Source organism: Ornithinibacillus jepli (assembly GCF_047228935.1).
GTDB lineage: Bacteria > Bacillota > Bacilli > Bacillales > Amphibacillaceae > Ornithinibacillus.
This window is the reverse complement of sequence record NZ_JBFEGG010000002.1, coordinates 108,050-121,850: the sequence shown is the minus strand read 5'-3', so window position 1 is coordinate 121,850 and position 13,801 is coordinate 108,050. Positions and strand designations below refer to the sequence as shown.

The following is a 13,801-nucleotide window of genomic DNA, read 5'->3' as shown; positions in this document are numbered from 1 at the left end:
AATACAAATCTACTGATTTTATTATATATACCCATTTTTTGTTCGTTTTAAAAGCGTGATGGTGAAATTGTCATATAAAAGAAAAAAACGTCAAAACTGACGTCTCAATCATATTGCCCTTTTCGTTAAAAAAGATGCTATTTTGTTACCCCATTTTTCGTACTCCGTTAAAAATCCATCATGACCAAACCTCGTATCAATATGATGATACGTACAGTGAGGGATTAGTGATGCAAAAACGGAAATCGAAGTAGGTTCATATATTAAATCTTCTTCATAACTTATCGCTAAAACTGGAGAGCGGTATAATGTAGTAGCATTTTCCCATCCACCGCGATCCCTTCCGATATCATGTGTATTCATCGCATCAAGTAAATACAAGTAACTATTCGCATCAAACCGTTTAACCAATTTCTCACCTTGATATTGCAAGTAAGAAGTAACTTCATAACCTTTATCGGTAATCTCTCTACGAAAGCGTTCCTCAAAAAGTTTCGGACTTCGGTATGTTACCATCCCAATCATTCTAGCGATTTCAAGACCTTTCAAATGGTTAGAAGAGTCGTAATGTCCAGACTGCCATAATGGATCCGATTTGATAGAGCGTTCGGCAATATAATTATAGGCAATCCCATAATCAGAAAGATAAGGAGTTGCTGCTAGAAGAATGAGTCGCTCTACCATATTAGGATATAGTAGTCCCCATTCCATTGCCTGCATGCCACCTAACGAACCACCAATGACTGCATATAAAGAATCAATACCTAATTGTTTTAAGGCAATTTGTTGGGCTCTAACTATGTCACGTACGGTAATCTTTGGGAAATCGGATCGGTAAGGTTTATTTGTAATCGGATTGATGGATAATGGCCCGGTAGAACCATCACAGCCACCGAGCACATTAAAGGTGATTACTTGAAACTTCGTAGTATCAATTGATAAATGGTTGCCGATTAATCCACTCCACCATCCAGGTGCTTCATGTGTTCCTACTGCTATATGATTCCCCGTTAAGGCATGGCAGACTAGAATAACCGGTGCTTGTTTAGTACCTACTTGTTCATATGTTAGCGTTACAGCAGGTAATTCTTCTCTTGAATCGAGTAAAAGTGTTCCGATATCAATATTTGCTACTTTGGAGGTTGTATTCACTAATATTGCTCCTCAAACGTTATTTACCCGGCTGGTATAGGATTGTTTTCAATTCCTCGTGAAGAATAAATTGCATCTAATAGGAACCGATTTGAAATGATTGTAATCCCCGCTGCTTTTGCGTTTTGTAATACGATGTCATGTGTATCTGTTTTTTCAACCCAAAGGATTTTTATTTGTTTATTTATTAACTCCTCAATTACTGTTGGAGGTAGGGCATTGTCATGAACATAGAGGATATCAGCTTGATCGGTTTCTGCTAAATCGGTCACCGTATAGCCATATTGAGTTAATCGTTCAATCGTTTGTTTAAATTCAGCAGGTTGACTATTACTTAGAGTGGCAATCACCTTTTTTCGAATTGAACCATTAGCTCTTTCAAATGGAGATGAAGTTAGCCATTCCAAGACAGTTGATTCAGTGTCTAATACGTTTGCTGAAATCTTTGTTGCCTTGGCAATTGCCTGATCCAAATCAAGGATTATATCTTCCGCAGATTCAATCCCGATCGACAATCGAATTAGTTCTTCGGATACACCGCTTTTCTTCAAATCTTCTACGTTTAATTGCTGATGAGTAGTGGAAGCGGGATGAATGATTAATGATTTTGCATCACCTACATTTGCTACATGGGAAAATAGATTAACAGAATCGATTACCGTTCTTCCCGCTTCTCTACCACCTTTAATACCAAAGGTTATAATGGAACCGAAGCTACCTTTCAAATACTTTTGGGCCAATTCATAGGACGGGTGATTAGCAAGACCTGGGTAGTTTACCCATTCAACAGCTGGGTGTTCGTTTAAATAATTGGCAACAAGCTTCGCGTTTTCAACGTGACGTTCAATTCGTAAATGTAACGTTTCTAAACCTTGGAGTAACAAAAAGGCATTTTGCGGGCTTAAACTTGCCCCAATATCACGTAATAACTGCACCCGGAGCTTAGTAGCATAAGCAGCTAACCCAATATCTGCATAGCGAAGGCCATTATAGCTTTCATCCGGCTCAGTGAATTCTGGGAAGCGAGGATGATTCCAATTGAACCGTCCACCGTCTACAACGATTCCACCAATCGTAGTGCCATGACCACCAATCCATTTAGTAGCGGAATGTACTACTATGTCTGCCCCCCAAGTAAGTGGCTTAGAAAGAATAGGGGTACCGAAAGTATTATCTATAATAAGAGGGACATGGTATTTATGACATACTTTTGCGACCTGTTCCACATCAAATACATTCAAGCTAGGATTCGTAATTATTTCACCAAAAACCGCTTTTGTTTTATCCGTAATGGCCTGTTCTATTTCATCAAGCTTCGTGCCATCTACGAATTTAACGGTAATACCATATTTCGGTAAGGTTTTTGCAAACAGATTATATGTACCACCATATAAATTACTATCTGCAACAATCTCATCTCCAGTACCTGCAATATTCAGAATTGCTAGTGTAATCGCCGCCATACCAGAGGATGTCGCTACTGCTGCTACACCATCTTCCAGTAATGCTACCCGCTGTTCAAAAGCATCAACTGTAGGATTCATGATTCGCGTATAAATATTTCCTGGTTCCTTTAAACCGAACAGGTTTTGTGCGTGCTCGGTATCGCGGAATACATAAGAAGTAGTTTGATAAATAGGTACTGCTCTTGAACCGGTTGTCGGGTCAGGAAATTGCCCTCCGTGAAGTAATGTTGTCTCTAGTTTTTCAACGTGAAAATTTTCCATAAAAAATTCCTCCTTAAGATTAGTTATCTGGAGGTAGAAGAGAAACAAAAAGCCCTCTTCCTAAGAAGAGGGCACGTATTTAAAAGTAACCGTTCCTCCTCTTATCTTCCAGATCAATTGACCTGTAGGATTTAGCACCTTTTAAGGAAAGACTTGCTTTCACCTAAGGTTGCCGGGCTTCATAGGGCCTATTCCCTCCACCACTCTTGATAAGAGATTTAATTTATTGAATATTATATTATCGGTATGGCTATGATATGTCAATAATAAATTTAGCGCTCCGGTAATTTCAGTTTCCGGATTGGGAATCGATAAATCGATCCTAAATAAATAACTAGAGCGACCCAAATAAAGCTAAATGCAATGAGATGCTCCGTAGTAAATGTTTCATGATACATAAATACACCAATGAATAACATTAAAGTTGGAGCAATATATTGCAGGATGCCTACCATTGCAAGTGGAATACGCTTTGCTCCACTAGAAAATAGGAGCAGCGGTATGGCGGTCATGGCACCAGCACCGATTAAAAAGAGATTTTCCGTTGATGTGATATTTTGTACAGAGAAAGAATGTACTGGTATGAATCCTAAATAGATTAGCGCAATCGGTGTTACAATCATCGTTTCAATTGTTAATCCATACATGGCTGGAATATCGACCATCTTTTTAAATAACCCATATAATGCAAAACTAAAAGCTAAAACGAGCGATACCCATGGGAAAACACCATAACTAATCGTTAAATATAAAACCCCAATACCTGCTAAAATAACGGAAACCGTTTGGCTCTTCGTTAGCTTTTCCTTCAGTACAATGATTGCTAGTAAAATACTAACTAATGGATTGATATAATACCCTAAACTCGCTTGGAGTACATGGTCACTGTTAACAGCCCAAATATAAATTAACCAGTTTAAACTGATTACGACAGAAGCTAGTGTAATACTGATTAGCTTTTTCTTATCCTTCATAATACGAATACATTCTTTAATAAACCCACGCCACTTTCGCATCACTAGCACGACAACAATCATAAAAATAAAGGACCATATAATTCGATGTGCCAAAATCTCCCCAGCAGGGACATCATCAATAATCTTCCAATAAATCGGAAGAAGCCCCCAAACGACGTACGCAAAGGCCGCATAAAGAACCCCAATTTTATCTGTTTTCTGCTCCATCTTACCCCTTCTTTTCTAATAATAAATAAAGACAATTGTAGAACTGATTTCACAAAAACGCAATCAAAAGGCTTAAAAAGAAAACGCTTTCATTTTTAGGTGTAATAGAATATGATATTAGTAGAGTTATTTTTAGAAAAGGTCCTTTGGTAAGAATCTCCTTACCGGGTCCGCAGCCCGTATACACTCCGCTTTCCGCGGGCGGCTGGTGAGCCTCCTCAGAGCTATCGCTCCTGCGGGGTCTCACCGATGCCTATCCTCCCGCAGGAGTCTCCGTGTATACGGGCTGCTCAGAGCAAAATACCTTTTCTTTATTTTTAAAAAAATCTATTTTATTACTAAGAGGAGGAGAAAAATGGCACGTTCATATAAGCATATGGAAACATCCGTTATTCATGAAGGGTACGATTCAAAAGATATGTTAGGAAGCCTTACCCCACCATTGTTCCAAACCTCAACCTATACATTTAACACTGCAGAGCAAGGGGAAAGACGCTTTGCCGGTGACGAAGGTGGCTATATTTACTCACGACTCGGAAATCCAACCGTAACCATACTGGAAGAAAGGATTGCTGCGTTAGAAAACGGGGAAAGAGGACTTGCATTTGGTTCAGGAATGGCAGCGGTTTCTGCTATTCTAATTGCCTTAACAAAGGCTAATGATCATATTCTCTGTTCTTCAGGACTTTATGGCTGTACATTCGGATTACTAACGATGATGAAAGAAAAATATAATATTACACATGACTTTTCCAGTATGGAGACAGAGGAAGAAATACGTTCCAAAATTAAACCAGAAACCGTATGTATTTATGTAGAAACTCCAATTAATCCAACGATGAAGCTAATTGACTTACAAATGGTAGCAAGGGTTGCCAAAGAATACAGTATTCCAGTTGTCGTGGATAATACTTTCGCATCTCCTTATTTACAAAATCCATTAGAGTTGGGCTGTGACGTGGTCATTCATAGTGCAACGAAATATATTGGTGGACATGGAGATGTCATAGCCGGTCTTGCCGTGGGGAAAAAGGAATTTTTAAATGAAGTTGCCATGACAACATTAAAGGACATCGGTGGTGTCATGGCTCCTTTTGATGCGTGGTTATTATTAAGAGGGATAAAGACGTTGCCTGTTCGGATGGAGAGACATTGTGATAATGCGGAAGAGATATTTAAGCGATTAAAGACTCACCCAAATGTTACGAATGTTTACTATCCAAGTGATGAAGCTCATCCGGATTATTCTATTATGAAAAGACAGATGAAGCGTGGTGGGGGAGTCATTTCCTTTGAAATAAAAGGAGAAAAGCAAGACGCACAAGCCTTCTTAAACCAGCTCTCATTCTTAAAAATAGCCGTGTCATTAGGGGACACCGAAACATTAATTGAGCATCCAGCTACGATGACCCATGCAGTAGTACCAGAAGAATCTAGGGAAAAGATGGGGATAACGGATCAATTAATCCGTCTGTCAGTAGGACTTGAAGCTTGGCAAGATATTTGGGCAGACTTAGAGAGTGCCCTAAATCAAATTAATATTAACTCGGACGCTTATTCCAAGGCTTAAGCGTGCCTATAACGGTTTCTTTATAATCACCATGAATAACTTTAATGATGCCATTTGCGATTTCTTCATGAGTAAGCCACCTAGCGTTTTCATTTTCTAAAACAAAGCCTAAATAGACACGTCTGTATTCGCACACTTCGGGTACAGTCGTGTTTTCTTTTACGAAAAATGAAGAGCTCCCTTGAACATGGATGAGCTTCCACGGTTTCTTCCTCACGCTAACTTCTTTTAATATCGTAGGTAATGCATTCGGTGCAGAATTATGGATCCAACTTACGATTATATCCGGGCAACAACCCTTAATTTGGATTGTCTCTTGAATTTTCTTTTGAAGTGTCTTTTCATCATGGTAATCAACCCTAATAGAAAATAGCTTATCAGGATGTGTACTCCTTGATTGCATCGCTTGAAATCTCGTTTTATCCCGATGTACAACATATACATCATAGCCTTCTATGGCTAGAAAGTGACATACTTTTTCTAACATGCCAGTTCCACCAATTACTAATGCAAATAAATCTTTACTCATGATTTCATCTCCCTTCTGTTATATTATTATATAATGAGTAGTTTTGTATAATCGAGCATTCCAGTAGTATGCTAAAGTTACTTATATGAATTAGTGTGGTAACTAGTATCAATTTTTATTAATAAAACTCAAAGGGGTAATTGGTATGGAATTCATGCCATATTTGTTATTTGCTATTATTATTTTTAACATTGCATTAGGGATTTCTATTGTTTTTCTAGAGCGTAAGGATGCGTCAGCTACTTGGGCATGGCTAATGGTATTACTTTTTATCCCAGTAGTCGGGTTCTTAGTTTATTTGATTTTTGGAAGAAGAATAAGCGGAAAGCGAATCTTCACTTGGGATTTAAAGGCAAAACTTGGGGTAAAAAAGATTGTTCAATCACAGCTTAGATCCATTGAAAAAGATGAATTTATTTTTCATGATTTGAAGGAATATAAGGACTTATACTATTTACATTTACGAAATGATGATGCTATCTTTACCCAAAACAATCAGATCGATATATTTGTAGATGGTGAATCGAAGTTTAAATCACTATTAGCCGATATGGAAAAGGCAACTAATCATATTCATCTACTCTATTACATTATTCGCAATGATGAATTAGGGCAAAAAATTGCCAACGTGTTAATGAAAAAGGCTAAAGAGGGTGTGGAAGTTAGGGTGCTTTATGATGCATTAGGTACCCGTTATTTACGGCCGAAATTTATCAAACTTCTTAAAAAGGCTGGTGTACAATTAGAAGCCTTCTTCCCATCGATAATCCCAAAGATTAATTTTAAAGTAAATCATCGTAACCATCGGAAGCTTGCTATTATTGATGGAAAAATAGGTTACATTGGTGGCTTTAATATAGGGGATGAATATGTAGGGAAAAGTAAAAAGTTTGGTTTCTGGCGTGATACTCATTTACGGATTTGTGGGGATGCTGTGCAAGGTATGCAAACGCGCTTTATATTGGACTGGAATCAAGCATCGAAACATGATATTCATTACCATGACCGTTTCTATTCTTCTGAAACATATGGTAAAGCTGGTGTGCAAATCGTTTCGAGTGGACCTGACTCCGACTGGGAACAGATTAAAAACGGGTACATCAAAATGATTATGTCAGCAAAAGAGTATGTGTATATACAAACACCTTACTTTATTCCGGATGAAAGTTTAAAGGATGCCATCCGCATTGCAGCTTTATCAGGTGTAAAGGTAAAGATTATGATTCCAAATAAACCAGATCATCCATTTGTTTATTGGGCTACCCTTTCCTATGTAGGGGATATGCTAGAGGCAGGGGCAGAAGTTTTTATATACCAAAAAGGCTTTTTACATTCGAAAGTGATTGTAGTGGACGGGAAAATAGCTTCAGTTGGAACAGCTAATATTGACGTTCGTAGTTTCCGTTTAAATTTTGAAGTAAATGCATTTCTATATGATCGAGCTCTAGCTTCCAAGTTAGTTGAAGCATTTCATGAAGATGTAGAAAACTCTACCCAAATGACGAAGAAACTTTATAACAAACGTTCGATAGGCATCCGTATTAAAGAATCAATATCACGGTTATTATCGCCGATACTATAGGTTAAGTAATTTTTTAAATTGGAGTGATTATTAAATGGAAAAAAGACCATGTTCTAGTTCATTAGCGGTCAAAACCTCACACGTATTGCCACCAGACACGAATTACCATGGTACTTTATTTGGTGGGATACTGATGGCGCATATTGATGATGTGGCAGCAATCGCGGCTGTACGCCATTGTCGTAAAGCAGTCGTTACGGCTTCTACCGATTCAGTCGACTTTTTAGAACCAGTCAAACAAGGAAATTCTATTTGTGTTGAGGCATTTGTAACCTGGACACGTAACACGTCAATGGAAGTATTTGTAAAGGCTGTAGCGGAAGACTTGCTGTCGGGGGATAGGAAAGTATGTGCAACTGCCTTTTTAACCTTTGTAGCCGTAGATGAAAACTTACGACCTGTTCCAGTACCCGAAGTCTATCCAGAGACTGAATCAGAGAAGTTATTATATGAAGGTGCGCCGCTACGAGCAGAGCGTCGTAGGGAACGTAGAAAATATTCAAGAGAGTTTGCGGAAAGGTTTGGAACAACATATCCGTGGAATAATTAAGGATTTTAAAGTAAAATAATTAAATGTGCGTTTTTACTAGGAAAAGGAGTCTATTTATCTAGGGCTTCTTTCTTTATTATGAGGGAAAATTTCATATTTGGTTATCCTAAGCAATAAGTATGTAGTTAAGACATCATAGAAAGGGGTTACATAAATGACATTTATCGAAAACCTAGTTGGTGAAGCCAACAATATATTATGGTCGTATGTATTAATCATCGTTTTAATTGGGTTAGGATTATATTTTTCAATTAGGACTAAATTTGTTCAGTTTCTAAACATACCAGAAATGTTTCGCGTTATCTTTGATAAGCGAAGTATCGATGCCTCGGAAAAGAAGGGTACGTCATCTTTCCAAGCCTTTGCCATTAGTGCGGCATCAAGAGTAGGAACTGGCAACCTTGCTGGGGTAGCATCAGCTATTGCAGTAGGTGGACCTGGTGCGATCTTTTGGATGTGGATTATTGCATTACTAGGTGCAGCATCTGGCTTTGTGGAAAGTACATTAGCCCAAGTGTATAAAGTTCCAGATAAAAATCAATATCGCGGTGGTCCGGCTTACTATATGGAAAAAGGGCTTAACAGTCGTTGGTTAGGAATTATTTTTGCCGTTACGATTACGTTTACGTATGGTCTTGTATTTAACTCCGTACAATCGAACACGATTAGTCTTGCATTTGAAGGTGAATTTCATATTTCCGAATCTACGATGGCGATTGTGTTATTAATTTTAGTAGCATTAGTTATTTTTGGTGGACTTAAAAGTATTGCAAATGTTTCACAAGTAATAGTTCCAGTAATGGCAATTATTTATCTAGTTATCGCTTTTTATGTTGTACTTGTTAATATCACTGCCATTCCAGAAATCTTTTCTCTTATTTTTGCCAATGCGTTTGGGCTAAGGGAGATTGCTGGTGGTGGATTTGGCGCTGCGATTATGATGGGGATAAAGCGTGGATTATTCTCCAATGAAGCTGGTATGGGTAGTGCACCAAATGCTGCGGCAACTGCCGAGGTTTCTCACCCGGTAAAACAAGGATTAATACAAGCGTTAGGAGTTTTCTTTGATACGTTATTAATCTGTTCAGCAACTGGTTTTATCATTATTTCTGCAGGTGGTTATGCTGGTAGTGATTTAGATGGTATTCAATTGACGCAAAATGCATTCGCCCAACATGTTGGTGATTGGTCCGGAATCTTTATTGCCATTGCAATATTCCTATTTGCTTATAGCTCTATATTAGGAAATTATTATTATGGTGAAAGTAATATCGGCTATATAAAAGATAGTAAAGTATGGCTATTTGTCTATCGTGTTGCGGTGTTAGCAATGGTTGCCTTTGGAGCATTAGCAAGCTTCGATTTTGTATGGGCATTGGCAGACTTAACGATGGCTATTATGGCATTAATTAACCTTTATGCTATTACAAGGTTGTATAAAATTGTTCATCGCGTGTTACAAGATTATCGCGATCAACGCCGTGCCGGTAAAGACCCAGTCTTCAATAAAGAAATATTGGATGATCCAAGTGGAGTAGAATTCTGGGAAGCTGGACAGGTAGAAGGAAAAAAATAATTTTTATCAGTGGGCATTCGTCTAATTGGCGGATGCCTATTTGTTTCACTGAATAGAAAGCCAAACCACCCCGAGCGGAGAGCCGAACAGGAAGAATCACCGAAGTAAACCAGAAAGTCGCCGAAGAGAAGAGCCCTCCGACCGAACCTCAGGAAAGAATCGCCGAACCCCGAGAGGAGAGCCGAACCAACAGGGAGAATCACCGAAGTAAACCAGAAAGTCGCCGAAGAGAAGAGTCCTCCGACCGAACCTCAGGAAAGAATCGCCGAACCCGGAGCGGAGAGCCGAACCCACAGGAAGAATCACCGAAGTAAGTCAGAAATTCGCCGCAGAGAAGAGCCCCCCGACCGAACCTCAGGAAAGAATCGCCGAACCCGGAGCGGAGAGCCGAACCCACAGGAAGAATCACCGAAGTAAACCAGAAAGTCGCCGAAGAGAAGAGCCCCCGGCTGAACATCAGGAAAAAATCGCCGAACCCAGAGTGGACAGCGAAACCCAATAGAACGCAACCATCTATTCGTGCTGATATTATTACTACAATATTCTATTGCATCATTGTCAGAAAACGCTTACAATAAAGAGTGAGAATATTTAAAAATGGGGCATAGTTATGAGATCCTATTACAATCAATATAGTTCGAGTGTAAATATCAAGGAGGTTAGGTAGTGTACCTAGCCTCCTTTTAGTTTGCGCACTTTATCTTAGTAAAGTAATACTACGAAAGGGTGAGGGGAATGGTTGTTTTAACAGGTAATTCGTTAACACTAGACGATATAAAAAAAGTTGTATTTCAAAATGAACATGTCGTTCTATGTGATCAGCAATACAAAAAAATAAAGCAAAATAGAAAAATCGTTGAAGAAATGTTATCCGCTAAAAGAATCATTTACGGTATTAATACCGGTTTTGGAAAACTAAGTGAACAACGGATACAAGATGAAGATTTAGAGGAACTTCAATTAAATCTTATTCATTCCCATGCTTGTGGAGTCGGGAAGCCGTTTCATGAAAAAATTAGTAAGGCAATGGTTCTGCTTCGGGCAAATGCCCTTGCGCAAGGATATTCAGGTGTACGTCCTGAGCTAGTTCAGGCGTTAATTGATTTAGTGAACGCGAATGTTCATCCAGTTATACCACAACAAGGCTCGCTTGGTGCAAGTGGGGATTTAGCACCGTTATCCCATCTTGCCCTAGTCGTTATGGGTGAAGGTGAGGTTTTTTATCATGGAGAACAAATGTCAACTATGGATGCATTTCAGCTTGTAGGGTTAGAACCAATTACATTAAAAGCAAAAGAAGGGTTAGCTCTTATTAATGGGACCCAAGCGATGACAGCGACAGGAGTCATTACCTATTTAGAGTTGGAAAAATTATTACACCAAAGTGAGTTAACCGCTGCGATGACAATGGAAGGGCTAAATGGCATTATTGATGCTTTTGATGCCGATATTCACCGAGTAAGAGGTCACCAGGAACAAATGGATGTTGCAGAACGAATACGTGTAATGTTACAAGATAGTGATTTAATCACTTCCCAAGGTGAGGTTCGGGTACAGGATGCGTACTCGTTACGTTGTATTCCTCAAGTGCTTGGTGCATGCTGGCAAACATTTCATTATGCAGAAGAAAAACTGACGACAGAAATAAACGCCGTAACCGATAATCCATTAATTTTTTCAGAGGATGTAAAAGTGATATCGGGAGGTAATTTCCACGGTCAACCGATTGCATTTACAATGGACTTTTTAAAATTGGGTATTGCTGAACTAGCAAATATTGCCGAGAGAAGAATCGAGCGTCTTGTTAATCCACAGTTAAATGATCTTCCAGCTTTCTTAAGTCCTAATCCAGGATTAGAATCAGGAGCCATGATCATGCAGTATAGTGCAGCAGCACTTGTTTCAGAAAATAAAACGTTGGCACATCCTGCAAGTGTTGATTCGATTCCTTCATCTGCCAATCAGGAGGACCATGTGAGTATGGGGACAATTGCGGCAAGACATGCACTTACAATGTTGCAAAATACTAGACGTGTCATAGCCATTGAACTTATTTGTGCTATGCAAGCAGTAGAATTCCGAGGTGTTGAAAAAATGGCCACAAAAACAAAGGAGTTTTATAACAAGGCTAGAAAAATTGTCCCAAGTATTACAAAAGATCGTGTCTTTTCTACGGATATTGAAAACGTGACACATTGGTTAAAAGAATCAGAGGAAAGTGATGTAATAAAACAAAAGGGAGAGGTGAAGAGTGTATGAAAAGAATAGAGGTACGTGCTAAAAAGGGGCTTGAATTAGAATGTAAAGGTTGGGAACAGGAAGCAGCACTTCGAATGCTTTATAACAATTTAGATCCGGAAGTTGCTGAGAATCCGGAAGAACTAGTAGTTTACGGGGGGATTGGAAAAGCGGCACGTAATTGGGATGCATTTCATGCGATTGTAAACACATTACGGAAGTTAGAAAATGATGAAACAATGCTTATCCAGTCTGGTAAGCCAGTAGGGGTATTTAAAACCCATAAGCATGCACCAAGAGTTCTCCTGTCTAATTCCGTATTAGTGCCGAAATGGGCAAATTGGGAGCATTTTCATGAACTGGACCAAAAAGGGCTGATGATGTATGGACAAATGACTGCTGGTAGCTGGATCTATATTGGAACCCAAGGGATTTTGCAAGGAACATATGAGACGTTTTCAGCAGTGGCGAAAAAACATTTTGGTGGCTCTTTACAAGGGACAATTACCTTAACTGCTGGACTTGGCGGAATGGGTGGAGCACAACCTTTAGCGGTAACGATGAATGAAGGGGTCGTAATAGCCGTAGAAGTAGACAATAGCAGAATTGAAAAGCGAATAAAGACTAAATATTGTGATGTGGTGACAGATAGTCTAGATGAAGCAATTAAACTGGCGAATGAAGCGAAAGTTGAAGGAAGAGCTTTGTCAATCGCATTACTTGGGAATGCCGCAGAGGTTCATCATGAGCTTTTAAATAAGGACATTAAAATCGATATTGTTACTGACCAAACATCGGCACATGACCCATTAAACGGATATATTCCACTGGGATATACGGTGGAAGAGGCGGCTGAACTTCGACAAGCAGATCCTAAAAAATATATGATTCTAGCAAAGCAAAGTATGGCGAAACATGTTGATGCGATGCTAACCTATCAAGAGCAAGGTTCGATAGTATTTGACTATGGGAACAATATCCGACAAGTGGCGAAGGATGAAGGGATTGTTAATGCTTTTGATTTCCCTGGATTTGTTCCAGCATATATTCGCCCATTGTTCTGCGAAGGAAAAGGACCGTTCCGCTGGGCAGCACTTTCGGGTGATCCAGAGGATATTTATCGTACGGATCAGCTAATAAAAGAACTTTTCCCAGAAAATGAAGCATTAATTCGTTGGATTGATATGGCGAGAGATAGAGTTGCCTTTCAAGGATTACCTTCGCGCATTTGTTGGTTAGGTTACGGAGAACGAGTAAAAATGGGGTTAGCAATTAATGAATTGGTTCGAAATGGTGAGTTAAAAGCACCAATAGTTATTGGTAGAGACCATTTAGACTGTGGTTCAGTTGCTTCACCGAACCGGGAAACAGAGGGCATGAAAGATGGTAGTGATGCTGTAGGGGATTGGGCAGTGCTGAATGCGCTAATTAATACGGCAGCTGGCGGCTCTTGGATTTCCTTCCATCATGGTGGAGGAGTAGGCATGGGTTACTCTTTACATGCCGGAATGGTAGCGGTAGCGGACGGAACAGATCTCGCAAAAGAAAGACTAGAAAGAGTATTAACAACAGACCCTGGAATGGGTATTATTCGACATGCAGATGCAGGCTATGAGGATGCACAATCATTTGCCGATGAACACGATATCACGATACCGATGAGGGGGTAATCATAGTGCAAGTAGATTTATTA

10 protein-coding genes and 1 riboswitch are annotated in these 13,801 nt (G+C 39.3%); of the genes, 6 read left to right on the top strand and 4 right to left on the bottom strand.

Annotated features, from left to right (window positions below):
- Window positions 1-108: 108 nt before the first annotated feature.
- The 3 genes from metX to rarD all read right to left on the bottom strand — a co-directional run bounded on the left by metX (window position 109) and on the right by rarD (window position 4,063).
- Window positions 109-1,152 (bottom strand): homoserine O-acetyltransferase MetX, encoded by a 1,044-nt coding sequence (metX, locus tag AB1K81_RS08555; protein WP_412976240.1) that lies wholly within the window; start codon window positions 1,150-1,152, stop codon window positions 109-111.
- A 23-nt stretch (window positions 1,153-1,175) separates the two neighbouring features.
- Window positions 1,176-2,879: an O-acetylhomoserine aminocarboxypropyltransferase/cysteine synthase family protein gene (locus AB1K81_RS08550; RefSeq protein WP_412976239.1), complete on the bottom strand. Its 1,704-nt coding sequence runs from the start codon at window positions 2,877-2,879 to the stop codon at window positions 1,176-1,178.
- A gap of 98 nt (window positions 2,880-2,977) precedes the next feature.
- A riboswitch (SAM riboswitch) is annotated at window positions 2,978-3,095 on the bottom strand.
- Between the two features lie 56 nt (window positions 3,096-3,151).
- The gene (gene rarD, locus AB1K81_RS08545) at window positions 3,152-4,063 is read right to left on the bottom strand and encodes an EamA family transporter RarD (protein WP_412976238.1); all 912 of its coding nucleotides are present in this window, start codon (window positions 4,061-4,063) and stop codon (window positions 3,152-3,154) included.
- Between the two features lie 355 nt (window positions 4,064-4,418).
- Here rarD and megL point away from each other — a divergent pair, with 355 nt between their 5' ends.
- Window positions 4,419-5,633, top strand: coding sequence for a methionine gamma-lyase (gene megL, locus AB1K81_RS08540; protein WP_412976237.1), 1,215 nt, complete (start codon window positions 4,419-4,421; stop codon window positions 5,631-5,633).
- Here megL and AB1K81_RS08535 read toward each other — a convergent pair.
- On the bottom strand, window positions 5,605-6,162 hold the full coding sequence (locus AB1K81_RS08535; RefSeq protein ID WP_412976236.1) for a Rossmann-fold NAD(P)-binding domain-containing protein: 558 nt from the start codon (window positions 6,160-6,162) through the stop codon (window positions 5,605-5,607). The two genes, megL and AB1K81_RS08535, sit on opposite strands and share 29 nt — an antisense overlap.
- Window positions 6,163-6,307: 145 nt before the next feature.
- Between AB1K81_RS08535 and cls the strand changes: the two genes are divergently transcribed.
- The 5 genes from cls to hutU all read left to right on the top strand — a co-directional run bounded on the left by cls (window position 6,308) and on the right by hutU (window position 13,778).
- Entirely contained in the window at window positions 6,308-7,744 is a 1,437-nt protein-coding gene (gene cls / locus AB1K81_RS08530; protein WP_412976235.1) for a cardiolipin synthase, read from the top strand.
- 34 nt (window positions 7,745-7,778) lie between these two features.
- Window positions 7,779-8,294: an acyl-CoA thioesterase gene (locus AB1K81_RS08525; protein ID WP_412976234.1), complete on the top strand. Its 516-nt coding sequence runs from the start codon at window positions 7,779-7,781 to the stop codon at window positions 8,292-8,294.
- A 154-nt stretch (window positions 8,295-8,448) separates the two neighbouring features.
- Window positions 8,449-9,870 (top strand): alanine/glycine:cation symporter family protein, encoded by a 1,422-nt coding sequence (locus AB1K81_RS08520; protein WP_412976233.1) that lies wholly within the window; start codon window positions 8,449-8,451, stop codon window positions 9,868-9,870.
- Window positions 9,871-10,605: 735 nt separating this feature from the next.
- Entirely contained in the window at window positions 10,606-12,129 is a 1,524-nt protein-coding gene (gene hutH, locus AB1K81_RS08515; RefSeq protein WP_412976232.1) for a histidine ammonia-lyase, read from the top strand.
- On the top strand, window positions 12,126-13,778 hold the full coding sequence (gene hutU / locus AB1K81_RS08510; protein WP_412976231.1) for a urocanate hydratase: 1,653 nt from the start codon (window positions 12,126-12,128) through the stop codon (window positions 13,776-13,778). Before hutH ends, hutU begins: the two co-directional genes overlap by 4 nt.
- Window positions 13,779-13,801 lie beyond the last annotated feature (23 nt).